This window comes from Arthrobacter sunyaminii, from assembly GCF_018866305.1.
Lineage (GTDB): Bacteria > Actinomycetota > Actinomycetes > Actinomycetales > Micrococcaceae > Arthrobacter_B > Arthrobacter_B sunyaminii.
In genome coordinates, this window is sequence record NZ_CP076456.1 from 3,602,010 (window position 1) to 3,625,321 (window position 23,312).

21 protein-coding genes are annotated in these 23,312 nt (G+C 65.5%); 11 read left to right on the top strand and 10 right to left on the bottom strand.

What is annotated here, in order from left to right:
- Positions 1–243 precede the first annotated feature (243 nt).
- Complete coding sequence (locus KG104_RS16345; RefSeq protein WP_181032462.1) at positions 244–3,123, top strand: beta strand repeat-containing protein; 2,880 nt, start codon at positions 244–246, stop codon at positions 3,121–3,123.
- Between the two features lie 89 nt (positions 3,124–3,212).
- Here the strand turns inward: KG104_RS16345 and KG104_RS16350 are convergent, their stop codons facing one another.
- The 3 genes from KG104_RS16350 to KG104_RS16360 all read right to left on the bottom strand — a co-directional run bounded on the left by KG104_RS16350 (position 3,213) and on the right by KG104_RS16360 (position 5,299).
- Positions 3,213–3,980 carry an IclR family transcriptional regulator gene (locus KG104_RS16350; protein ID WP_104053198.1) on the bottom strand — a complete coding sequence of 256 codons (768 nt, stop codon included), beginning with the start codon at positions 3,978–3,980 and terminating at the stop codon, positions 3,213–3,215.
- A 66-nt stretch (positions 3,981–4,046) separates the two neighbouring features.
- Positions 4,047–4,667, bottom strand: a complete 621-nt coding sequence (locus tag KG104_RS16355; RefSeq protein WP_104053199.1) for a dihydrofolate reductase family protein — start codon at positions 4,665–4,667, stop codon at positions 4,047–4,049.
- Between the two features lie 68 nt (positions 4,668–4,735).
- Positions 4,736–5,299, bottom strand: a complete 564-nt coding sequence (locus tag KG104_RS16360) for an acyl-CoA thioesterase (RefSeq protein ID WP_104053200.1) — start codon at positions 5,297–5,299, stop codon at positions 4,736–4,738.
- A 75-nt stretch (positions 5,300–5,374) separates the two neighbouring features.
- Between KG104_RS16360 and KG104_RS16365 the strand changes: the two genes are divergently transcribed.
- Positions 5,375–5,608 (top strand): hypervirulence associated TUDOR domain-containing protein, encoded by a 234-nt coding sequence (locus KG104_RS16365; protein ID WP_104053201.1) that lies wholly within the window; start codon positions 5,375–5,377, stop codon positions 5,606–5,608.
- A gap of 206 nt (positions 5,609–5,814) precedes the next feature.
- Here the strand turns inward: KG104_RS16365 and KG104_RS16370 are convergent, their stop codons facing one another.
- Complete coding sequence (locus KG104_RS16370) at positions 5,815–6,273, bottom strand: DoxX family protein (RefSeq protein WP_207347695.1); 459 nt, start codon at positions 6,271–6,273, stop codon at positions 5,815–5,817.
- A gap of 10 nt (positions 6,274–6,283) precedes the next feature.
- The gene (locus KG104_RS16375; RefSeq protein WP_207347694.1) at positions 6,284–7,459 is read right to left on the bottom strand and encodes a M20 metallopeptidase family protein; all 1,176 of its coding nucleotides are present in this window, start codon (positions 7,457–7,459) and stop codon (positions 6,284–6,286) included.
- 242 nt (positions 7,460–7,701) lie between these two features.
- Here KG104_RS16375 and KG104_RS16380 point away from each other — a divergent pair, with 242 nt between their 5' ends.
- From KG104_RS16380 to KG104_RS16410, 7 genes are all read left to right on the top strand, one after another.
- Positions 7,702–8,064 carry a DUF6507 family protein gene (locus tag KG104_RS16380; protein ID WP_207347693.1) on the top strand — a complete coding sequence of 121 codons (363 nt, stop codon included), beginning with the start codon at positions 7,702–7,704 and terminating at the stop codon, positions 8,062–8,064.
- A 4-nt stretch (positions 8,065–8,068) separates the two neighbouring features.
- Positions 8,069–9,991: a hypothetical protein gene (locus KG104_RS16385; RefSeq protein ID WP_207347692.1), complete on the top strand. Its 1,923-nt coding sequence runs from the start codon at positions 8,069–8,071 to the stop codon at positions 9,989–9,991.
- Positions 9,991–10,617 (top strand): hypothetical protein, encoded by a 627-nt coding sequence (locus KG104_RS16390; protein ID WP_207347691.1) that lies wholly within the window; start codon positions 9,991–9,993, stop codon positions 10,615–10,617. The genes KG104_RS16385 and KG104_RS16390 overlap by 1 nt, the downstream gene beginning before the upstream one ends.
- Positions 10,618–10,655: 38 nt before the next feature.
- Positions 10,656–12,050: a sensor histidine kinase gene (locus KG104_RS16395; protein ID WP_207347690.1), complete on the top strand. Its 1,395-nt coding sequence runs from the start codon at positions 10,656–10,658 to the stop codon at positions 12,048–12,050.
- A gap of 58 nt (positions 12,051–12,108) precedes the next feature.
- The gene (locus tag KG104_RS16400) at positions 12,109–12,882 is read left to right on the top strand and encodes a response regulator transcription factor (RefSeq protein WP_207347689.1); all 774 of its coding nucleotides are present in this window, start codon (positions 12,109–12,111) and stop codon (positions 12,880–12,882) included.
- A gap of 109 nt (positions 12,883–12,991) precedes the next feature.
- Entirely contained in the window at positions 12,992–13,876 is an 885-nt protein-coding gene (locus tag KG104_RS16405) for an ABC transporter ATP-binding protein (protein ID WP_207347688.1), read from the top strand.
- Positions 13,873–15,078, top strand: a complete 1,206-nt coding sequence (locus KG104_RS16410; protein WP_207347687.1) for an ABC transporter permease — start codon at positions 13,873–13,875, stop codon at positions 15,076–15,078. Before KG104_RS16405 ends, KG104_RS16410 begins: the two co-directional genes overlap by 4 nt.
- Positions 15,079–15,174: 96 nt before the next feature.
- On the opposite strand, the gene malQ is transcribed toward KG104_RS16410, so the two are convergent.
- On the bottom strand, positions 15,175–17,328 hold the full coding sequence (gene malQ, locus KG104_RS16415) for a 4-alpha-glucanotransferase (RefSeq protein WP_237687083.1): 2,154 nt from the start codon (positions 17,326–17,328) through the stop codon (positions 15,175–15,177).
- Positions 17,329–17,386: 58 nt separating this feature from the next.
- Positions 17,387–17,722 carry a DUF6221 family protein gene (locus tag KG104_RS16420; protein WP_104102068.1) on the bottom strand — a complete coding sequence of 112 codons (336 nt, stop codon included), beginning with the start codon at positions 17,720–17,722 and terminating at the stop codon, positions 17,387–17,389.
- A 123-nt stretch (positions 17,723–17,845) separates the two neighbouring features.
- Here KG104_RS16420 and KG104_RS16425 point away from each other — a divergent pair, with 123 nt between their 5' ends.
- Both KG104_RS16425 and KG104_RS16430 read left to right on the top strand, forming a co-directional pair.
- A complete protein-coding gene (locus KG104_RS16425) occupies positions 17,846–18,085 on the top strand; it encodes a hypothetical protein (RefSeq protein ID WP_104053215.1) in 240 nt (79 codons plus the stop codon).
- 89 nt (positions 18,086–18,174) lie between these two features.
- Complete coding sequence (locus KG104_RS16430; protein WP_104053216.1) at positions 18,175–18,405, top strand: hypothetical protein; 231 nt, start codon at positions 18,175–18,177, stop codon at positions 18,403–18,405.
- Positions 18,406–18,428: 23 nt separating this feature from the next.
- On the opposite strand, the gene KG104_RS16435 is transcribed toward KG104_RS16430, so the two are convergent.
- From KG104_RS16435 to KG104_RS16445, 3 genes are all read right to left on the bottom strand, one after another.
- Positions 18,429–19,187, bottom strand: coding sequence for an SDR family NAD(P)-dependent oxidoreductase (locus KG104_RS16435; protein WP_207347685.1), 759 nt, complete (start codon positions 19,185–19,187; stop codon positions 18,429–18,431).
- Between the two features lie 103 nt (positions 19,188–19,290).
- Complete coding sequence (locus KG104_RS16440) at positions 19,291–19,575, bottom strand: hypothetical protein (protein WP_104160183.1); 285 nt, start codon at positions 19,573–19,575, stop codon at positions 19,291–19,293.
- A 251-nt stretch (positions 19,576–19,826) separates the two neighbouring features.
- Positions 19,827–23,303 (bottom strand): proline dehydrogenase family protein, encoded by a 3,477-nt coding sequence (locus KG104_RS16445; RefSeq protein ID WP_207347684.1) that lies wholly within the window; start codon positions 23,301–23,303, stop codon positions 19,827–19,829.
- Between the last annotated feature and the right edge of the window lie 9 nt (positions 23,304–23,312).

The following is a 23,312-nucleotide window of genomic DNA, read 5'->3' on the forward strand; positions in this document are numbered from 1 at the left end:
CCAGCCGTTTATCCGACAGGCCGGAAATCCACAACCTACTGGCCGGTAAGTTTTTTCACCGGAATCCTTGCTTTGTTACCGGACAGTAAGTTAGATGTAACAGACATCACACTTGTGTCGGGGGAATTCGTCATCAGAGCAGAGGCGCTTTCGGTCCGGCACGACCGAAATCGAGGGCCCACCGGCGCACTCCTCGCTGCCTGTCCGGTTATCGGACCGGCTTATGACCACAAAGGAATTTCAATGACGAGTTCTCTTTCCGGCCGGAACCGTTCCCGGCCGCATGCCCTTCTAACAGCTCTTCTGGCTTTGTTCCTCATCCTTCTTCTGGCTTTCTTTGTGCTGTTCACCAGCAGGGTTGCTGCGGGAGCCGCCCAGCTCAGTGACGGTGCCGTGCGCGCGTCGACCGGTGCCGGTGATCTGAAAGAAGGAGCCGCCAAAGCCCGGGAAGGTGCCGACAAGGTTGCCGCGGGCAGCGAGAAGGTCGACGCCGGTGCCAACACCCTGGCTGACGGCATCGCCAGCGCCAAGACCGGTGCCACGTCCCTGAAGAACGGTGCCGTGGCCCTGGATGAGGGCGCGGTGAAGCTTCAGACCGGCGCTGTATCGGCAGCCGACGGAGCGCTGAAGATCGCCGCGGGTGCGGGAACGGCCAACACGGGTGCGGGACAGCTCGCCAACGGCGGCATCCAGCTTCGCGACGGTGCGGTCCGCGCTTCCGACGGTGCGCAGCAGCTTGCAGCGGGTTCGGGGGAACTGAACAACGGAGCGCTGAGCGCCGCTGAAGGTGCCGGTGCGCTTAACGCCGGTGCCGTAAAGCTCAACGACGGCGGTCTTGCACTTCGCAACGGCGCGGGACAGATTGTGGGCGGAGCCAAGGCGCTGAACGACGGCGGCGTGAAGCTCCGCGACGGCGCCTCGGCCGCCAATACCGGAGCGGGCCAGGTGGCCGCGGGAGCCGGGGACCTCAACAAGGGGGCACTTGCCGCCAAAGACGGTGCAGACCAGCTGACCGTGGGTGCCGGAGCCGCCAAAGACGGCGCCGACAAGATTTCCGGCGGCGCCGGAGCCATCGCCGACGGCGCGTCTGCTCTCAACGACGGCAGCATCGAGCTGAAAACCGGTGCCGAGAATGCTGACAAAGGAGCACAGCAGCTCGCCGCAGGCACAAAGGACCTGAACACCGGCGCAAAGTCCGCAAAAGCGGGCGCCGACCAGGTTGCGGCGGGAGCCAAGCAGGTTAATGGCGGCGTCTCCAAGCTGGCCAAGGGTGCCGGCGACCTCCGCGTAGGCGCAGTGGCCCTGTACGAAGGAACCGGATCTGCGGTGGCGGGCACCGAGGCGCTGCTGGCCGGCGCCAACCGGGTGAATGCGGGAGCGGCGGCTCTCAGCGAAGGCGTCAACACGGCTGCAAACGGCTCAACCGAACTGGCAGCGGGCGCACGGAACCTCTCCAACGGCATCAATGCCCTGGTCAATGGTGGTCCTGCGCTGCGTGACGGTGCTGCGAGTCTCGCCACCGGGATTCCCCTGGTCAACGGCGGAGCAGCCGGCCTGACATCCAGCGCCGATACGGTGGCAGGCGGCGCATCCAGCGCGTCCGCAGCCGCAGCCAACATGGTGGCCCAGCTGCAGCAGCTGCAGCAGGATGCGCCTTCCCTGACCGAGGCTCAGCTTGCTGAGCGCCTGACGGCCATCACGGCACAGGCGCAGGAAACCAAGGCCGGCGTGGACGGCATCGCCACCGGTGCCACCGACTTCAGCAATGCCTACAACACCCAGCTCAAGGACGGGCTGGAGCAGGTTCGTGCCGGCGCAGTGGATGCGGGTGCAGGCGCAGCGGCCGTGGCTGCCGGAGTCTCCGGCGTACGGGACGGCGGAATGCAGGTTGCCGCCGGCGCCGAGGCGCTGAACAACGGCGTCCTCGCCATCAAGGCCGGTTTCGACGGCCAGGGCACGCCGGAGGAACCGGGTCTGCGCAACGGTGCCAAGGGTGTGGCCGACGGTGCCGCGCAGCTTGCCGCGGGTTCCCTGCAGCTGCAGGGTGGGGCGAAGCAGCTTGTTGACGGAGCCGGTGCGCTCGAAACCGGTGTTGCCGATCTGGCGGCCGGAACCGGCGCTTTGGAGAACGGATCCGCTGATCTGGCCGACGGCAACGGAGAGCTTGCTGCCGGTGCCGGACAGCTGGACACCGGGGCCCAGACCCTCGCGGCCGGCACCCCGCTCCTCTCAGCAGGTGCAGGTCAGCTCGCTGCAGGTGCCGGAGCGCTGAACGCCGGAGCAACGGAGCTTTCCACCGGCGCGTCAGACCTCTCCACCGGACTGACCACACTGAGGGCCGGAGCAGGCAGCCTTGCCGCCGGCAACGGAACCATCGCTGTAGGTGCCGGCAAATTGAACACGGGCGCAACCGCTCTGGCGACGGGCACCAAGGCCCTGGAGACGGGCGCCGCCCAGCTGGCTACCGGTGCGGGTGTCCTCACGGCGGGTGCAGAAACGCTTTACGCAGGAACCGGGGAACTCTCCACCGGCCTGGCCACGCTCCGGGCAGGTGCCGGATCGCTGGCATCAGGCAACGGTGCCATTGCAGAGGGCGCCAACAAGCTCAACGCCGGAGCATCCGAGCTGGCCGCCAAGACACCGGACCTGGTTGCCGGTGCAGACAAGCTCGCCACCGGCGCGCAGACCCTCTCCACCGGCTTGAGCACCCTTGAGACCGGCGCGGTGACGCTCTCGGAAGGCAACGACCAACTGGCTACCGGGGCAACCACTCTGGCCGAAGGCACCAGCAAGCTGGTGTCCGGCAGCGGCTCGCTTGCGGACGGCACCGTCAAGCTGGATGAGGGCGGCAAGACGCTCACCGCAGGAACGGCGGACCTGAAGGACGGCGCCGCTGAACTGGCCGAAGGCAACACCAAGCTGGCCGAGGGCAGCACAACCTTGGCCGACGGCAACGGGGAAATCTCCGACGGCGCCGACACCATGCGGGCCAGCACCACGGCCATGACCCCCGGCGAAATCGTTACTTCCCCGAAGGTTCTGGCAGTGCTCATCCCGCTGCTTCTGCTCATGATTCCGGCGGTCATGCTGGTTTCCGGCCGCTCACGCGAGTCACAGCACTAGAAGCGAAACCACGTCCCGCCGAAAGGGCGGAGCCGCGCACGCGGCTCCGCCCTTTCTTTGTGGATGCTTCTTTGTGGACGCAGAGGCCTCTAGCCGGGCTCTTGGCCGTTGAACTCCTGGGAAATGGAGGTGGCGGCAGAGCGCAGCAGCGGAACAGCACGCTTGGCGAAACTTTCGTCCACCCGGGAGATGGGTCCGGAAACAGAGACGGCAGTGGGCGTGGGAGCGTCCGGCACGGCGATGGCGAAACAGCGCACGCCCAGCTCCTGTTCCTGTTCGTCGATGGCATATCCGCGCTTGCGGATCCGCTGGAGGTCAGCCAGCAACTCATCCATGGTCCCGATGGTCTTGTCGGTGGGTGTCGGCATCCCGCTGCGGGCGACGATGTCGCGCACCTTGTCGTCGGGCAGCTGCGCCAGGATGGCCTTGCCGACACCGGTGGCATGGGGGTGCACCCGGCGGCCGACCTCGGTGAACATCCGCATCGAGTGCTGGGAGGGGACCTGTGCCAAGTAGACCACCATGTCTGAGTCCAGCACCGCGATGTTGGCCGTCTCTCCGAGCCCGTCGACCAGCTTCTTGAGCTGGGGAAGGGCAAGGGATCCCAGCTGTTTTGTGGCCCCTTCCCCCAACGGGATGAGGCGAGGACCCAAGGTGTAGCGCCGGTTAGGCAACTGGCGGGCATATCCAAGCGTTACCAGGGTCCGGAGCAGCCGGTGGATGGTGGGAAGCGGCAGATCCGTGGAAGCCGAGAGTTCGCTCAGTGTTACGGCTCCGCCGGCATCTGCAATGATTTCCAGCAGCTCAAAAACGCGTTCGACTGACTGCACGCCGGAACCGGCGGCTTTTCCGGCCATGAGTTTTCCTTCCGAGATTTTCCTGCAAACTTTATCGCATGGCGGAAACTCTTTATTGCACTTCGGTTAGAGACCGATGCGCGGCCCCATATCCGCGGTTCCGAAAGGGATCGGCCGCAGCCGCAGGTGGAAGGTACCGCTGTCCAGGGTTTCCGATTCGAGAACCTGGAACCCTGACGGCACGGACCCGGCGTCAAAGAGACGCTTTCCCGTCCCCACCACCACGGGAAAGACGAGCAGCCGGAACTCGTCCACCATGCCGGCATCGTGCAGTGATCTGGCCAGCCGGTGACTTCCGTGAACCTGAATCTCGCCGCGCCCGCGCTTCAGCGCCTCAACGGCATTGAGCGGGTCCCCGGGGAGAACCTGGGTGTTGTGCCACGTCGGGTTTTCCACGGTGGAGGAGACCAGGTATTTCGGAAGGTGGTTGAGGGCGTAGGCAACGGCGTCGTCCGGGTCGGTGACAAGCTCCCAGAAGGGCTGCATCATCTCGTAGGTATACCTGCCCAGGAGCAGCGAATCAGCCCTCGCCAGCCAGCTGTTAACAATCTGTCCCACCATTAGGTCATGGAGGTAAGGCGCCAGCCAGCCGCCGCGGTCAAAGCCTCCGGACAGGTCTTCGTCCGCTGAACCCGGGCCCTGCATCACGCCGTCCAGACTCAGGAAGATGTTGACGGAGAGTGTCATAAGGGCAAATTTACGCCGCGGCAGGGCGCCACCGGTATGACCACTGCACCTTTTGCCGCTCCGGGGCCTTAGCTCTCTGCCCCTTGGGCCCAGGCGTGCGGCGCCGGCCGGCGGGTGCTCGGGAGTGCGCCGTCGGCCCGCCACTGCCGAACCCACTCGGGCAGTTCCAGATCCGAGGGAGGCAGGACTCCGGCTGCTTTGAAGATCTCTTCGTTGCTCACCGGACCGTTCTTGGACACAAAACGTGCGGCAATGTAGGCACGTGCGTAAATCTCGCCGTCGGCCACCATGCGCTGCTCAATGTAGCTGGCGCGGTCATCGAAGCCGATAACCTTGGTTTCGATCGTGTACCGCTGGCCCAGCTGAAGGGATTTGCGGAAACTGATCGTCTCGTTGCCCACCACCGGGCTCCAGCCGTTGCGCCGCATGCTGTCCCAGAATCCGCTGCGGACCATGAGGTCGAAGCGGCCGAGGTCCATCAGCGAAAAGTACATGCCGTTGTTCAGGTGCATGGCGATGTCGATGTCGGTGGGAAGCACCCGCATCGGGAGCGAGGACGAATCGAAGAAGTCCAGTTTCGGACGCCGGCGGGAACGGAACAACACGAGAAGAGTGCGAAGAAGAAGGTGCATGGACGCTATATTACTGGTCAGTAACTTAGTGGGCTACCCATTGCCGTGGCGGAAACGGCTGCCCACACTGGTTTTATGACGAATTCACCCGACGCGAACCCGCGGTATGCCGTGGGCGACCAGGTTCGCTGGAACTACCGGGGATCGGATATTAGCGGCCAAGTCACGGAAATCCATACCGCTGACTTTGAGTTCATGGGCCGGGTCCGGGCCTGCTCCGAGGACGAGCCGCAGTACAAGGTCCGCAGCGACTCCTCGCACCGCCACGCGGTCCACAAGGGTTCAGCCCTCCGGGCGGCGGAGGACTGAAGCTTCCCTCGTGGTGCAGCCTTACGTTGGGAGCCCGCGCTGATTTCCCTCCGTTTTGGGAAACGGCGACCGCTTTGGGAAACGGCGACCGTTTTGGGAAATCGCTGCCGGTTTAAAACGGCAGGGATTTCCCAAAGTGGCAGGGAATTCCCAAACCGGAGGGAAACGAGGGCCGGAAAAGTGTCAGCTGAAGGACCACCCCGCCGCTAGTTCTTCCCTGCGCCCCGCAGCGCCTTCCACGCGCCGGTGGACCACAGGGCCCAGATCACCAGCAGTGGCTGGAAGAACAGCCGGCCCAGACGCTTGCCGTCCGTATCCAGGCCGAAAGCATCAGTGTGCGTGACGTACTGGGAAATGTTGCCGGGGAAAATCGCCACAAAGAACGCCGCCGCGGCCCATCCCACCGGCACCCGTCGCTTGCGGAGCAGAATCAGCGCCGCGCCAAGACTGATTTCCGCCACCCCGGAAAGCAGCACCACGGCGTCGTCATCCAGGGGCACCCAGTCCGGAACCTGCGCCTGAAACTCCGAACGGGCAAACGTCAGGTGCGAGGTTCCGGCAAACGCCAGGATCGCACCCAGAGCGATCGCGCCCAGCCGTCGGGGTTTCGACGTCGGCGGGGCAGGACGGGCCGCAGCCGCGGCAAGGCGTGAAACGAGAGACATGCGGCCAAGCCTACGTCAGGCGGTTGTAGGCCAGCTGGGCCAGTGCGGCGGCCTGGTCACCCAGCACCGAGTCATCGAAAAGCACCCTCGGCGAGTGGTTCCAGGCCGCCGTTGCGGGATCCAATGACGGCGGTGTGGCACCCAGGAACAGGAAGGTCCCGGGGATTTCGTCCAGCACCAGGGAGAAATCCTCGGACCCCATCAGCGGATCCCGGGACTCCAGCACCCGGTCCTCGCCGAACAACCCCCGGAGGTCCGCGAGCGCCTCACGGGTGCGGCCGGCGTCATTGCGGGTGACGGGATAGCGGACGGTGAAATCGACGTCGACGCTGCAACCGTGCGCGGCAGCAATTCCTTCGGCGAGCGCCTTCGACTCCACGATCACCCGGTCCAGCGATTCCTCGGACAGTGTGCGCACGGACGCGCCCAGTCTGGCCGTATCCGGAATGACATTGATGGCGTCCCCGGCCTCCAGCTGCGTAACGGTGAGGACAATCGGATCAAAGACGGAGAACCGGCGGGTGGACATGGTCTGCAGCGCGGAGGCTATCTCCGTGAGCGCAGGGACGGGGTCGACGGCGGTCTGCGGCTGGGAACTGTGGCCGCCTGAACCTTTGACCGTAATGCGCAGCTCGTTTGCTCCGGCCATCAGCGTGCCCGGCTTGGTGCGGAAAACTCCCAGCGGACCGGGACGCACGTGGATCCCGTAGGCGGCAACGGGGCGTTCTCCTGCGGCGTCGAGCACTCCCTCATCGATCATCAGGCTGGCTCCGTTGTGGCCTTCTTCTCCGGGCTGGAACATGAAGATGACGCTGCCGGCCAGGTCCTGCTGCTGAGCGCAGAGCAGCTTTGCGGCGCCAACCAGCCCTGCCACATGCAGGTCGTGCCCGCAGGCGTGCATGTTTCCGTTGGTTGAGGCGTATTCCAGGTCCGTCAGTTCGGTCACCGGCAGCGCATCCATGTCCCCGCGCAGCAGGACGGCCGGTCCCGGCTCGGCTCCGCGCAGCACGGCGACTACGGACGAGGCCTTCAACCCCAGAGTGATTTCCAGGTCCAGGCCCTCCAGCGCAGCAACGATGCGGGACTGGGTCCGCGGGAGGTCGAGTCCGGTCTCCGGATCCTGATGGAGTTCGCGCCGCAGCGCCACAAGTTCCGGGAGGATCGCCTGTGCTTCAGAAACAAACATGCATTGAGTCCTGTCATCCGCGCTGATGCCCGGCCGCGGCAGCGGCAGGAGTGTTACTAAGGAGTAAACCATCCCTGTTGCTGAGGGCACAGCCGCCGCAGGGCTCCGGGACAGTCCCGGAAGCAACAGAACGAGAACAGTACCCGCGGAAGTTTTCCACAGCCGGCAGCATTACGCTGCCGGTACGGAGCGTCCCTGCCTACTCTGTGCACACGAGTCTGGGCACACGAGGGGGCAAGCTCATGAACTATGACATTGACACAGCGGCCGTACAGGCTGTGCTCATGGCCGTTGCCGTCGAGGGCACGGCACTGAACGAGTCAGCGAACGCTGCCAGGCAGGCGGGCGACGACGCCGCGGCCGGGTTCGGCACGGCGCAGGAAGTGGCGGAGGCCTTCACCAACTTCTGGAGAACCCGGGAAGATGTGGCACAACGGGTTTCCAGCTTGGTGTTCCGCAAGGCAGACAGCGTCGCTTCAGCCGCCCAAGCCTTCGTCGCGGCCAACCAGGAGATGACGGACAGCGCCCATCAGGCTCTCGCCCGCATCAATACGGACTTTGCCGCCCCCGTGCCCCGGCACCGGCCGAAAACTCCTGTGGCCTGACGCCATGGCATCCATCGACCCGGTTCTCCGCATCGACGTCCCCTGGGCGGAACTCACTGTTGCGGTGGAAGACATGCGGGCCAAGGCGTCGACCACCCCGAGCATCCTGGATGCTGCATCCGCTGCCTGGAACGGGCTGCAGCAGGCATATCGCCACCCCGGCACCCAGGACCGGGTTTACGCTGCGCTCAAGGACCTGCGTGATCCCACAGTCGATTGGGCCGTGGCGCTGTCCTCCGCGTGCGCAGCCGTGCAGGATTTTGCGGCGGCCGGGCGGCCGCTGCAGCGCGAATCGGAGTCCCTCGAAGCCGAACGCGCCGGACTCCTGAGAACGGCCGCCGAAGCGGAAGACTCCAGCACTGAGGACCAGGACTCCGCCGAACGCGCCGTGGCGGATTTCAATGACCGGGTTCGGTCCCTGCGGGACAGGTGGAACAGCCTTACTGCGGGCACCGCTGCAGAACTCGCCGGTATCACGGGAGGCACCGGAGACGGACTCCCGGTAACAGCCGCAATTGGCGGCCGGACACTCCCTTCGGTTGACTGGTTTCATCTGAGTTCCACTCTGGACAACATCAGCGCAATCGATCCGGAAGCCGTGGTGGACTCCATCCTTCACCTGAACGCTGAAGAGCTCCGCGAGTGGGCCCAGGTCAATCCGGAGGCGGCGCTTGTCCTAGCGACAAACAAGATGCCCCACCACGGTCGGGATCCCGAGCGGACCATGGGCAACGTCAGCAGCTACGGTTACCGGCGCGAGCGGGGCAGCCTCGCCGCAACCCTGGCGCCGGAAGGCATCGCACTGATCCGGGAGACCTGGCTGAATCTGACGGACCTGGAACAAAAGCGGCTGCTGCTCCTGTACCCCGGCACGTTCGGGAACATGAACGGCATACCGATGGAACAGCGCGCCTTTGCCAATATCGTCACGGTTGCCGGGTTGCGCGAACAGGTCACCCGGCAGATGGCCGCCATGGGAGGTGAACCGGTTAAGAGCAGCTTCGCGCAGAACCCCGGGGAGCAGGCGCTGTACACCTCGCTTCGCTCCGTCTGGGACGAACTCAATAAAAAGAAGACGGGCCTGGACAATGCCGTGGAGAGTAACCGGCAGGTGGTGATGGTCGGTTTGGAGGGAGACGGCCGCATTGTCACCATGAACGGCACTCCGTCGCAGCACGCTAAAACCAGCACCATACTGGTCCCCGGCACCAGCAGCGACCTGTCGGCTCTGGAGGATTACGCCCTGCGGCTGGACAACATCACCTCGGACCGGGGTGCGGACGATGTCTCCTTCTACTGGCAGGGCACCGACCTTCCCAACGAGGTGCCGGATAACAGGTCCAGCTCCTACAACGAAACCGGGGGACCTCTGCTTGCCGGCTTCGACGCAGCCCTTGACCTTGAGTTGTCGCCGGAGACGAGAAGCACGTACATCGGGTACAGCGCCGGAGCCGCCCTTGTGGGGACCGCTGAACGCGAAGGACTCAATTCCACCAACATCATCTATCTCGCCCCTTCCGGTGCCGGCAACGAAGTCGACGGCGTGGAAGACACCCGAAACCGGGAAGCCCACCGATATTGGATCCAGACCCGGGACGATCCCATCGTGCTGGCGCAGCTCCTCGGCGGCATTCCCCAGGGTGGAGACCCGCAGCAGATGGATGTGGTGCGGCTGGAATCCGGGTTCATAGACCACGCCCAGGGCGGCCCGTTGGTTTCGGGCCACGAGGAATACTTCTCACCGGACTCAACGGCCATGCTGAACATGCGCCGGGTGGTGCTCAATGAAGCCGTTTTTCCGTACGTTCCTGATGAAGCCTTCATGGATGAAGGCGGCATGTGGACGTACAGTCCATTACAAACCAGACCGCAGAATTACGCGGGAGAGAAAATGCCCTCGGTCCCCGTGGAAAGTGCAGGCCCCTGATGCAGGAACGTTCCTCGAAATCGCCGCGTCTCGCGGCCGCCGCACTGTTGATCTTCAGCCTGGGAGGCTGCACCTTGATTTCAGAAGCCGGAACACCCGATCCGTCCACCGCATCCTCGCGTCCCGCCGCCCAGGTGCTGCCCGAGCTGGAAACCATCCTGCCGGACCTCGTGGCGCTCGGCGGCGAGGCGTCGCCGCTTGCCGTCCAGCAGCTCAAGGAAGAATCCTGTCTTGACCCCTTGCAGGAGGACAACTGGAATACCCAGACCCGCGCCCTGGGGTGGCTGGTAGGCAGATTCACGGATCATGAGTCAGCCCAGGGAGCCATGGACGCATGGAAAAGCCACCTCGAAACAGGGGGGTGGGTCCAGGACGACGAGTTGCGCAACGCGCCGGAAACCAACGGCGATGTCCACGTCATGCGCTATCACCACGAGGACCTGCAGCTGAGTGCGCGCTACGACCATGCCGAACTTAACGGCAGCCGGAATGTGAGCGTCGTGATCACCAGCCCCTGCATGAAGAACCCCGAAGACCACCGGATGACCCGCTCCAAGCTGGACCCCGACTACGGCGTCAGCAGTAAGTACTATGACTCCGATGCCGAAAAGGCTGACCCCGCCTAGCCCCGGAAGACATGCCGTCCAGCCCTAGACTGTGTTCCATGATCGAGAGCGCGACCATAGGCGAGACCGCCCCGTCCCAAAGCACCGGTTGGGTCCGGGAGCGGCTGCGGAAGAAGAACGACGACGACTGGGAACGTCCGGCGCCTACGCCGGATCAGGTGCGGCGGGACGTCATCGGAACCGCCGCCGTCATTCTGGTTGCCGCAATTGCGCTTGAAACCAGCCGCGGATTCGGCGCTGTGGGCGGGGAGGACCGTCCGTTCTGGCTCCAGTATCTGGTGCTGGCGCTGATGGTGGTGCCTCTGGCTCTACGGCGCCGGCTCCCGATCAGCGTCCTGCTGGTGTCCTCATTGCTTTTCTTTCTCCTGAGCACCTATATGCCGGCCATCAGCACCCAGCTCGCTTTTCAAGCCGCGTATTTCGCCTCCATCTACTCGGCCGTGGCCTGGGCGCGGGACCGGAGGATGCTTCGGCTGGCACTGGCGGCGGTGATCGCGGCAATGGCGCTGTGGTTGATCCTCGGTTTCACCGTGTCCAGCGCCTATGACTCCTTTTTCGAAAACCTCAAAGAGAACGCCCCGGCAGGCGATGAAACCTACGGCGGTCTATTGCCTCCCCTGGCCTCCTACGCCGTGTACTCATTCCTGATCAATGCCGCCTTTTTCGGCGGAGCCATCCTGTTCGGCCTCACCTCCTGGCGCAGTGCGCACCAGCGCGAACGTCTCGCAGAACAGGCAGGGCAGCTGCGCGCCCAGTCGGCGGAGCTGGCGCACCAGGCGGTGGTGAATGAACGGCTGCGGATCGCCCGGGAACTGCACGACGTCGTCGCGCACCATATCGCGGTCATTGGCGTGCACGCCGGGGCGGCACGGCGCGTGATGGAGAAGAAACCCGAAGCCGCTGCGGGCGCCCTGCAAACCATTGAAGATTCAAGCCGTGAGGCGGTGCAGGAAATGCGTTCCCTGCTGGGCGTGCTGCGGGCCGGCGATGAGACCGATCCCGCCGGCGACGGCGCCCTTCGCCGGCCGGAACCGGGCCTTGCGGACCTGGATACGCTGGTGGCCGAACATCTGGCCAACGGACTGCAGGTGACTTTCACCCGGGTGGAAGACACACCGGGGGCGCTCGACGCCGTCGCGGCTCCGCTGGCCCTGTCCGTCTACCGCACCGTTCAGGAATCCCTCGCCAACGTGCGCCGCCATTCCACCGCCGGTTCCGCCGTCGTTGCCCTGCGCAGCGGATCGACCGACGGCGTGCGCTGGCTCGAGGTGGAAACGGTCGACGACGGCCTTCCCCGGACGGGCGGACAGCCCGGCTCCGGATTCGGGCTGCGGGGAATCCGGGAGCGGGCGGCCCTGCACGGCGGCACTGCGGAGATTGGCCCCCGGCCCGGCGGCGGGTGGCGGGTACGCGTCCGCTTCACACAGCGTTGAGATTCCGTGCCGCGGGAGGAAAGCCCGCTAAGCTCGTTGCCGGGGGATGAGGGACACCATGAAACCAATTCACGTACTGCTCGCTGATGACCAGGCCCTGGTGCGGGCCGGCTTCGCGATGATGCTCTCCGTCGAGGACGAGATCCATGTGGTGGGTCAGGTGGCCAACGGCGCCGAAGCAGTGGAATTTGCCGCCGCCAACCCGGTGGATGTCATTCTGATGGACGTGCAGATGCCGGTTCTGGACGGAATCCGCGCCACGGAACAGGTGGTGCGCGCCGGCACGGCCAAGGTCATCATCCTGACCACTTTCGAACGCGAGGATTACCTCTTCGATGCCATCCGGGCCGGAGCGAGCGGTTTCCTGCTGAAGAATGCGGACCCCGATGACCTGGTGGCGGCAGTGCACGCCGTCGCCTGCGGCCACGCACTGCTGGCTCCGGAAGTCACCATCCGCGTGATCGAGCGGTTCGCCCGCTCGCTCGAGTCCGAGTCCGAGGCTGAGTCCGGCTCCGAGGCAAGGGCAGCCGGAACGGCCCTTCCCGCCACGCCCGCCACGCCCGCCACGCCCGCCACGGAGCAGCAGAAGCTCCTGGACACCCTGACCTCCCGCGAGCGCGAGGTTCTCATCCAAATCGCCGCCGGCCGGAGCAACGCTGAAATCGCCCGGGAGATGTTCCTGGCCGAAGCGACGGTTAAGACCCATATCTCCAACCTGCTCGCCAAGATCCAGGTCCGCGACCGGGTGCAGGCGGTGGTGTTCGCCTATGAAAGCGGTCTCATCCTTCCGGGGGAGAACCCATCGGATCCCGCCGTCCGCAGCTCCTCCTAGCCGGCAACGGTTCACCCGCACGGCCGATCCGCCGCCTTCCCGCCGCACCTAGGGTTAAGGGAGAAGATTCCCACCATGCCCGGCGCGACCGGGAAAAGGAGCAGCCACCATGCTGCAGGTGCAAAACCTGACCCGAACATTCGGGGACAAAGTGGCGGTCGACAACGTCAGCTTTGATGTTCCGTCCGGCCAGATGACCGGTTTTGTGGGCGCCAACGGTGCCGGCAAGACCACCACCATGCGGATGATCATGGGGGTCCTGAGCGCCACCTCCGGCGATGTGCTCCTCGACGGTGCTCCCCTGACGGCCCTGGCCCGGTCGACCTTCGGGTACATGCCCGAGGAACGCGGCCTCTACCCCAAGCAGCCCATCCTGGATCAGCTGATCTACCTCGGACAGCTGCACCGGATGAGCCAGTCGCAGGCCCGCAAGGGCGCCATGGACCTGCTGGAGCGGTTCGGCCTCGGCGGCCGGACCAAGGACAAGCTGGAGTCCCTGTCCCTGGGCAACCAGCAGCGGGTGCAGATCGCCGCCTCGCTGCTGCACAAGCCAAACGTGCTGATCCTGGACGAGCCGTTCTCGGGCTTGGACCCGGTGGCCGTGGATTCCATGGTGGAGTTGCTGCGCGAGCGCACCTCCGCCGGAGTTCCGGTGCTCTTTTCCAGCCATCAGCTGGATCTGGTGGACCGGCTCTGCGACAGCATGGTGGTCCTGCAGCAGGGCAAGGTGATTGCCTCAGGCACGGGCGATGCCCTGCGTGCCCGGGCAGTCAACCGGCACCGCATTACGGTTTCCCCGGATGCCGGCTGGGTGCGGGACGAGCCGGGGATACGCGTCCTCGACGTTGCAGGTCCCACCGCCGTCCTGGAATTCGACGACGACGACGCGCGGCAGCGCCTGCTTGCCACCGCGCTCACCCGCGGCTCCGTGGAGGAGTTCGCCCCTATCCGACCGTCCCTGAGCGAAATCTACCGTGAGGTGACCGCAGTATGAGCTCCGTTTCCCGCCCCACGCCCCCCTGGGCGATCGTCACCCTCCGCGAGGTCATGGTCAAGGCCCGCGACCGCAGCTACCTGATCTCCACCCTGGTCACGCTGGTCCTGATTGTGGGCACCGTGGTCTTCAACGCCTACATGAGCACCCGCGCCGACGAATACACCGTGGCGGTGACCGAGATGCAAAGCACTGCCCTCGAGAATCCCGCCAAAGAAGTTGTTGAAGCCGCCAATGAAGCAGGCCAGGCCGACGGCGGCAACACCAGTTTTGAGGCGATCTTCGCGGACTCGCCCGAGCAGGCCGAGGAACTGGTCCGTTCCGGGGAGGCCGACGCCGCACTCCTGGTGGGCTACGACGGCTGGACGCTAACCGGCAACGAGGAACTCGACGGCGGCCTGCAGCAGGGCATCGCCGACGCCCTGCGCGCCTACACCTTGGAGATCAACGCCGGCTACGCCGGGACCACCGCAGAGGCACTGCTGGCAGGCAGCGAGTTCCAGACCGCCCTGTTGGACGGAAACACGGAAAACCAGTTCATGGCCCAGTTCACCGGCTTCGTGTTCGGGTTCCTGTTCTACATGGCTGCGATCATCTTCGGGATGGCGATCGCCACCTCGGTCCTCGAGGAAAAGCAGAACCGGGTGGTGGAGATTCTGGCCACGGCCATTCCTATTCGGCAGCTGCTCTACGGCAAGGTGGCCGGCAACACCGTCCTGGCCATGATCCAGCTGGCCCTCTACGCCGGGGCCGCCCTGCTTGCCCTGAACTTCACAGACACTGCGGAACTGGCCGGGACCATCATTCCTGCCTCGGGCTGGTTCCTGGTCTTCTTCCTGGCCGGCTTCCTGATCCTCGCTTCCCTCTGGGCCATGATCGGTTCCATGGCTTCGCGGTCCGAGGATCTGAACAACAGCTCCGGGCCGGTGCTCACGATCATCATCGCGGCACTCTTTGCGGGCCTGTTCGCCAAGGGACAGTTGCTGGTCGCGGCGTCCTACGTCCCGGTAATCTCCACCGTGGCGATGCCGGTACGGATGCTGAACGGCGACGTGCCGCTGTGGGAGACCTTCCTGTCGCTGGCGATCGCCCTGGCCGCGGCCTATGCACTGCTGCGCTTCGGCGAGAAGATTTACCGCCGGGCCGTGATGCAGAGCGGCGGCGCGTTGACCCTGCGCAAGGCGATGAAGCTGGAGTCCTGATCCGAAACCATCAGCACGGTACGCGGCACTTTGTACCGGGCCGGACGGCCGAAGAAGTGTTCCTCACCTCTTCGGCCGTTCCCCCGGACAGCTAAGTCAGATTGCGTCCCTGAGCAGGTCCGCCAGCGAGTTGAAACGCTCGTTGGACGGCAGATCATCAAGCAGAACGGCTTTGCCGTCCGGACCGCAAAGCGGAATGCGCCAGTTGGGATACTCGTCCCCGGTGCCGGGCTGGTTTTGGGTGCGCCGCTCCCCCACCGCATCAGCCAGCGCGACGCCGATGAGCACGGACGGGGACTGCAGGATGAAGGAGTGCAGTGCCTCCACGGACTGCTGGACGTTATCCGTACCGCTGGCTCCAGCAGGCAGCAGCCCGGCGCTGCGCACCAGCTCCAGGACGGATTCCCGGGCCGCAGCATCCGCTGCCCGCTCCTCCTCCACCGGACGGTTCAAAAGCCCCAGGGACTCTCGCAGGTCCACGTGTTCTCCGGCCAGGTAACCGGCCGTGGGCGGCAGGTCATGGGTGTTGACGGAGGTCAGGGCGCCCTTCCGGTATTCCGCCGGCGGGCGGGGACCGGCGTCGCCGTGCTCAAACCACAGGATGGAGGTGCCGAGCACGCCGCGCTCTGCGAGGTACTCCTGCACCCAGGGCTCAAACACCCCCAAATCCTCGCCGATCACCACGGCACCGGCGCGCTGTGCTTCCAGGACCAGGATTCCTATCAGCGCCTCGTGGTCGAAGTGCACGTATGCGCCGTCGCCGGGCCCCGAACCCTGCGGAATCCACCACAGGCGGAACAGGCCCAGGATGTGGTCAACCCGGATGCCGCCTGCGTGGCGGAGAATGGTGCGCAACATGTCCCGGTAGGGAAGGTAGCCCGCGTCCGCGAGGCGCCGGGGATGCCACGGCGGCTGGCTCCAGTCCTGGCCCTGCTGGTTGAACATGTCCGGCGGAGCACCCACTGACACTCCGGGAGCCAGGACCGGGCGCAGTATCCAGGCATCTGCCCCGGCAGGGTGCACGCCCACCGCCAGGTCATGGACAATGCCGATTTCCATGCCGGCGCTCCGGGCGGCACTCTGGGCTGTCTCCAGCTGCTGGTCGCAGATCCACTGCAGCCACTGATGGAACCGGCTGCGCTCCGTGAAGGCGGAGCGGTGCTCCCGGACCCATTCGCTGTCCGGACTGGCAATCTGCTGCGACTGGGGATCATCTGCCGGCACCTTCTCGGACAACGCACACCACAGGGCGAAATCCTGCAGTCCCTTGCCCTCCAGTGTGCAGAAGCGCTCAAACTGCTGCTGCCGCGCAATGCTTCGCGGCACGGCAAAGATTAGTTCCAGCGCGGCCAGTTTGGCGGCGTAGGTCGCGTTGCGGTCCAATTTCTCGGCAGAGTGGTTGGCCGCCCCGAAGGTCCGCGCAGCTTCCTCAACCCGGGCACGGTCTGCCCCCGGAAGATAGCCGTATTCGGGAATGTCCTCCACCCGAATGTAGAGCGGGTTAAAGAATCGGCGTGTGGTGGGCAGGTACGGCGAGGGTTCCACCGGCGGAACCGGTTCCGCCGCATGCAGCGGATTGGTCAGGAGGAAACCGGCGCCGTGGCGTCCGCCGGAGAGCGCTGCGAGATCTGCGAGGTCGCCCAGATCCCCGATGCCCCAGGACCGGGAGGAGCGTACCGAGTAGAGCTGGGCCATGAGTCCCCAGGCCCGGTGGCGGTCAAGGCCGGCGGTCGTCGTCAGCCGTTCCGGCGTGACCACGAGAACGGTGCCGGCCTGCCGCTGCCCGGCAGTCACTTCGAGCCGGTGCCAGCCCAGTGGAAGGTCCTCCGGGAGCGGAATCAGGGTGCGGCCGGTGAGGGTCCCGTCAACGTCCAGTTCCTCGCCGGGCACCGCCGGCCACTCCAGCTCACGCCGGCTTCCGTCCTCCAGCACGATCCGCACGTCCGCGTGCACTCCGGCGGGCAAATGGACGGGGACTGTCCGGCTGCGGTGTTCGCGCACGACGACGGCGCCCGGCAGTGTTTGGTGCCACCCCTGCAGGCGTGCCGAAGCCAATGACTGCGACAGGTCCTCCCGCGTTGCCGTGGCCACCCCCAACGCGCCGAGCACCTTTTTCAGGGTCTCATCGGAAACTTCGCGGCGGGTTCCGTCCCAGCCGTTGAACGTAATTGCTACATGATGATGTTCGGCCAGCTCCTGTAGGAGTGCGGTCTCGCCGGCTGGTTCGCCTGTGATATTCGCTTCAGTCATGTCAGCCAATCTAGGCGTCCCGGGGTCCCTTCGCCCAGCCGGGTGGAACCAGCTACCCTCAGCTGCGTTTTTCGGTGAGCCGCCAACCATCCTGATAATCGGGGTGGTCCTGGTAGCCGGCAGCCATGGAGGCCAGCGCCAGCGAGGTCCACTCCAGCTCATCGGCGAACAGTTTGCCCTGGCCGTCGGGATCCAGAAGCATCCGTGCCAGGGCATTGCGCCGAGCACCGCCGATGATGTCGATCAGCATGAGCTTGGCTTCGCACTCGCGCAGCAGCCGTTCCTCGTACCAGCGGTCAGACGGCGCGACGCCCCTGGCAGTCAGGAGCTTCCGGGACTCCGCGGCGTCGTCCTGAAAGCGTGTCAACAGGAAATCCACGATGTCCATGTCCATGCCCATGATCGTACGCAGGGATAAATGGCGCTGTCAGGGGTGGTACCCAAAATCCGCATGCCGGGGCAGGAATATTTCTTGCCGACGCTTGGTTGACATAACTAGTCGAACGAAAGAGAGCCCGTGCCAGCTGTCAGCGCACCGCACCACCCCTCAACCACCCGCTCCAAGCGGGTACGAAACATTCGCTCCATCCGCCGCGGAGATCATGTTGAAGTACGCAGCGGCGAACAGGTTTACTACCGCGGAGAAGTCCGTGAAACGGCTCCGGGTCTGGGCACCATCTGGATCCGCGGCGACGAAGAAGGAATCCGCACCGCAATCAGCGTTGAGGACTTCACCATTTGGAAGCTTCCGGCGTAGCCCGAATCTTCTCGTTGCCGCAGGGCTGTGGAAATATTCCGGTACCGGAAAACATCCGCACCGAATGAGCACCGCCGTGAGGAGCCGCCATGTCCCGCTCTCCCAGTCACTACCGGGTCCGGGTGCGCAACCTCAATGATTTGCGGCGGGGGGATCAGGTGGAAGCCATGATTCGCAGCGTTGTCCATCACCGGGGAAAGGTGCTGGATCTGGCGCCGGGACTCGGCGCCGTTTGGATCCGGACTGATGCCGGGCGACGGGCCCTGATCCATACGGATGAATACAGGCTTTGGCAGGTGCTCCCTGCCGAAGCGGGATGACCGCGGCGGGGACAGGCATGCGGCTAGCGGTCCATGAGCGCCCCGGCGCTGATATTCAAAGTTGCGGCCGTCATGCTTCCGGCTTTATCCGAAGCGGCAAAGGCTGCAGCATTGCCCACCTCTTCCAGGGTTGCCGCGCGCCGCAGCAGGGTGGCGTCGACGATGCTGTTGGCAACGTCCTGCCTCCCTTCCATATCCGGCGGCAGCGACTCGGGGATGCCGCCGCTGCGCAGGGTCACAACGCGGATGCCGTGCGGCCCAAGCTCCACCGCGAGCTGGCGCCGCATGGCTTCCATCGCCTCGAAGGCGGTGATCAGTCCGCCCAGCCAGAGGCCGGGCGAAGGGTTGCCTGAACCTCCGAAAGCCAGGATCACGCCGGAACGCTGCTGCATCATGTGCCGGGCAGCGGCGCGCGAGGTCAGAAACATGGTTTGCACCGCCGTGGACACCGGCCGCAGATAGTCCTCCACGTACATATCCACCATCGGCTTGCCCTGCACATCACCGTGTTGAATTACATTCATGGAGATGTCCAGACTCCCTGCCGTAGCCGCGACATCATTGGCGTGGTCATCCACCGCCTGCCCGTTGGTGGCATCCAGCAGCGCGGATTCCGCCAGCCCTCCGTTTGCCCGGATGTCCCGGGCCACCTTCTCCAGGGGTTCAAGGTGCCGGCCGGCCAGGAAAACGCGTGCCCCTTCCCTCGCGAAGGCCCGGGCCACCGCTCCCCCAATCGCTCCGCCTCCTCCGTAGATAACGGCATTCTTCTCGTTGAGCAGCATGGGAACCTCTTCGGCTAGCTGTGGCTGTGGCTGTGGCTGTCCATGATGGCACTGCCCCACCGGCATGGACAGGGGCCGGGCTGTTGCCCGGGCCCCTGTGCTGCTACCAGCGGACCTTTTTCTCCCTCCGCCCCTGTTTCCCGAAGCTGTGCGTGGGCTTATGGTCCTTGCCCAGGCTCTGCCACCCGGGGAGGGCGCTCTCGGTGTCTGTGCCGGGAACCGGCTTATCTCCGCCTTCGGCACCAAGCTTGGCTGCAGCTGCCGGGGCGATGTTCACTGTTGCCGTTACCGGCACCTCGGAGGTGACGGCAGACACGGACGTGAGGGAAGAGGCAGGGGCAGCTAGCCCCGGGAAAGGAGTGGACGGGTGTTTTTTGGATGTTGCCATGGTTGATCTCCGGACTGTTTAAGTACCGGCCGGGAACTGCGCTGATGATGGCCGTCCTGCACTGACAGCATGGACCGCCTACCCGGACGATACGGGCGAATGGGGTCAGCGATGAGAGCGGGTGCTCGGAGCCGGTAATCCGGCCCGGAAGGTCCCTACTCGTAAATCAGTTCCATGGGCAAAACCTTAACAAGAAAAGACGGCACCGGGATAGACCCGGTGCCGTCTTTTCTTGTTGCCGAATGTGCTGACTAGATCAGGGCATCCGAGAGGTGGTTCGGCGTCCCGAAGCGGTGCGCGGTGATGCTCACGGCCTGCTCATGCAGGAACGGCAGCAGCTCAACGCGCCCGGCCTCGGTGACCGGGTTGGCGTAGACGGCCACGTCGGGCCGTCCCCCAAGGGCGGTGGCCAGTGCCGAGGCGCCGGAGCCGATCAGCCGGATCCGGGTCCCCTGCGCTGCGGGGTCAAACCCTGCAGCGGAAGCCAGCCATTCGGCGTCGTTCTCCTCCGCCACGGGGACTCCCTGTTCCGTCAGGACGGCCCGGAGCGCCAGCGGCAGTTCGACGCCGGTGGAGACCCGCAGCGCGGATCCGGCCAGCAGCCCGGCAGCGGCTACGCGTACCAGGGCGTCGAGCGGCTCATTCTCGGACAGCCGGATGGTCACCGGCAGCGGCCGGTAGCGGAACACGTTGCGTTCCGCACTCAGCGCGGACACGTCCTTGGCAGTGCCGAACTCCTTGGCCCACGCCGCGGCATCGCTGCTCAGCGCACGCTGCAGGAAGCCGGTGTCAGCAGCGAAGCTGCCGGACACAGCGGCGGCCAGGAGCTTGGCGGCACCCTGGTGGCTCACCGGGGCTCCGGTGCCGGAGGCCTGCGCGGGCTCCCACTGTCCCAGACCCATGAGGTAGTTGGGGCCGCCGGCCTTGGTTCCGGCGCCCACTGCGGACTTCTTCCAGCCGCCGAAGGGCTGGCGCTGGACGATGGCGCCGGTGATACCGCGGTTGATGTACAGGTTGCCCGCCGAGATGTTTTCCAGCCACAGGTCCATTTCCGCCGGATCCAGCGAGTGCAGGCCGGAGGTCAGCCCGTAGTCGATCTGGTTCTGCAGTGCGATGGCTTCTTCGAGGGTGTCAGCCGTCATCACGCCGAGGATGGGACCAAAGTACTCGGTGAGGTGGTACTCGGAACCGGGACGGACCCCGGTGCGCACGCCCGGGCTCCAGAGACGGCCGGAGTCATCGAGCTGCTTCGGTTCGATGAGCCAGGACTCGCCGTCGCCCAGCACGGTCAGTCCGCGCAGCAGCTTGCCTTCGGCGGGTTCAATGATCGGGCCCATCTGCGTCACAGCATCCACCGGATAGCCGACCTTGAGCGACTGCACCGCGTCCACCAGCTGGTTGCGGAAACGCGGGGACTTGGCCACCGAGCCCACGAGGATCACGAGGGAAGCTGCCGAGCACTTCTGCCCGGCGTGGCCGAAGGCGGAGGAAACGACGTCGCGCGCGGCCAGGTCAAAGTCGGCGCTGGGCGTGACGATGATGGCGTTCTTGCCCGAGGTTTCCGCCAGCAGGGGCAGATCCGTGCGGAAGGACCGGAACAGCTCTGCCGTTTCATAGCCTCCGGTGAGGATGACCCGGTCCACGGAAGGATCCGAGATGAGCTGGCGGCCGAGTTCACGCTCGCCCAGCTGAACCATCTGCAGGACATCGCGGGGAACGCCGGCTTCCCAGAGCGCTTCCACCATGACGGCTCCGCTGCGCGCGGACTGCCGGGCGGGCTTGATGATCACGGAAGAACCGGCCGCCAGGGCAGCCAGGGTGGAACCGGCCGGAATGGCTACCGGGAAGTTCCACGGCGGGGTGACCACCGTGAGGCGGGCCGGGACGAAGCGGGCGCCGTCGACCTTTTCCAGGTCCTTGGCCCGCTCCGCGTAGTAGTGCGCAAAGTCGATGGCTTCGGAGACCTCGGGATCGGACTGGTCCAGGGTCTTGCCGGTTTCGGCGGCCATGACTTCCATCAGGTCCGCCCGGTGATCTTCGAGGACGGTTCCTGCGCGGTGCAGGATCTCGGCGCGGTCGGCGCCGCTGAGGGCGGCCCAGCCCTTGCTGGCAGAAACCGCTGTCTCGATGACGGCGGAGAGCGCCTCTTCGTCGGCCACCTGGGCGTCGGCTACGGCAGCCTTGCCCAGGGGTGATCCCTCGATGCGGGTCAGGATGGACCGGCCCCAGGCCTGGTTGGCCGGCAGCGACGGGTCAGTGTCCGGGGTGTTGGTAAAACCCGGATGGGCGTCGCCGGCTCCGGTGGAAGCATCCGGGCGCGGCTGGCTGCGGTCCTGGGTGCGGTTCGGGGCAGGAACCCGGTCATCCAGGTTTTCCAGCGAAGTGAGGAAGCGCAGCTTTTCGCGTTCAAAGAGGGCCTCGTTTTCGCTGAGCTCGAAGACCGCCGACATGAAGTTCTCGGAACTGGCGCCCTCTTCGAGGCGGCGGATCAGGTAGGCGATGGCGACGTCGAACTCCGCCGGGTGCACCACCGGCGTGTACAGCAGAAGCGAACCGACGTCGCGCTTGACCACCTCCGCCTGGCCTGTGGCCATGCCGAGCAGCATCTCGAATTCGATGCCCTTGGTCACGCCGCGCTGCTGGGCAAGCAGCCAGGCGAACGCCACGTCGAACAGGTTGTGTCCGGCCACGCCGATGCGCACGTTGGCCACGCGGTCCGGCTGCAGGGCGTAGTTGATGACGCGCTTGTAGTTGGTGTCCGTTTCAGCCTTGGTGCCGCAGGTGGCCAGCGGCCAGTCATGCAGCGAGGACTCCACCTGTTCCATGGGCAGGTTGGCGCCCTTGACCACGCGGACCTTGATGGGTGCGCCGCCGTCGGCCCGGCGGGCCGCAGCGAACTCCTGCAGCCGCATCATGGCGGAGAGGGCGTCCGGGAGGTATGCCTGCAGGACAATGCCGGCTTCCAGGTCCTTGAATTCGGGCATGGACATGAGCTTGGTGAAGACCGCCATGGTCATCTCCAGGTCCTTGTACTCCTCCATGTCCAGGTTGATGAATTTCTTCTGCGCGGAGGACGCGGCCCGCCGGTAGAGCGGGGTGAGCTTTTCCACCACATGCTCCACGGCTTCGTCGAACGCCCAGTGCGAGTGCGGCGAGACGGTGGAGGACACCTTGATGGAGACGTAGTCGACGTCGTCGCGCGCCAGGAGTTCGTGGGTTCCCTCCAGGCGGCGGGCGGCTTCGCGTTCGCCGAGCACGGCTTCGCCCAGGAGGTTCATGTTGAGCCGGACGTCGTCCTTGCGGATGCCGGCAATCGCCTTGCCGAGGCGGGCGTCGGTGGCGTCCACGATCAGGTGGCCGACCATGCGGCGCAGTACCTTGCGGGCTACCGGAATGACAACGTGGGGCAGCACCGGCGCCATAACTCCGCCCAGACGGACGGCGGAGCGCATGTACCAGGGCAGGAAGCCCGGCACACGGGGTGCGAGGGCGGCCAGATTCCGGCCGGCCACGCGGAGGTCTTCGGGGCGGATGACGCCGTCAACGAACCCAACGGTGAAGTCCAGTCCGGCCGGATCTTTCAGCACGCCGGCAAGCTGTGCAGCGGACGCGTCCACCGGGACGCTTGCCGCTTCGGCGAGCCAACGGCGGACAAGGGCCACCGCCTCATCAGCCAGGGCCTGTGGGGTGTCCGATCCCGCGGTGGTTTCGGTGAGGATGTTGCTCATGCGGGCAGC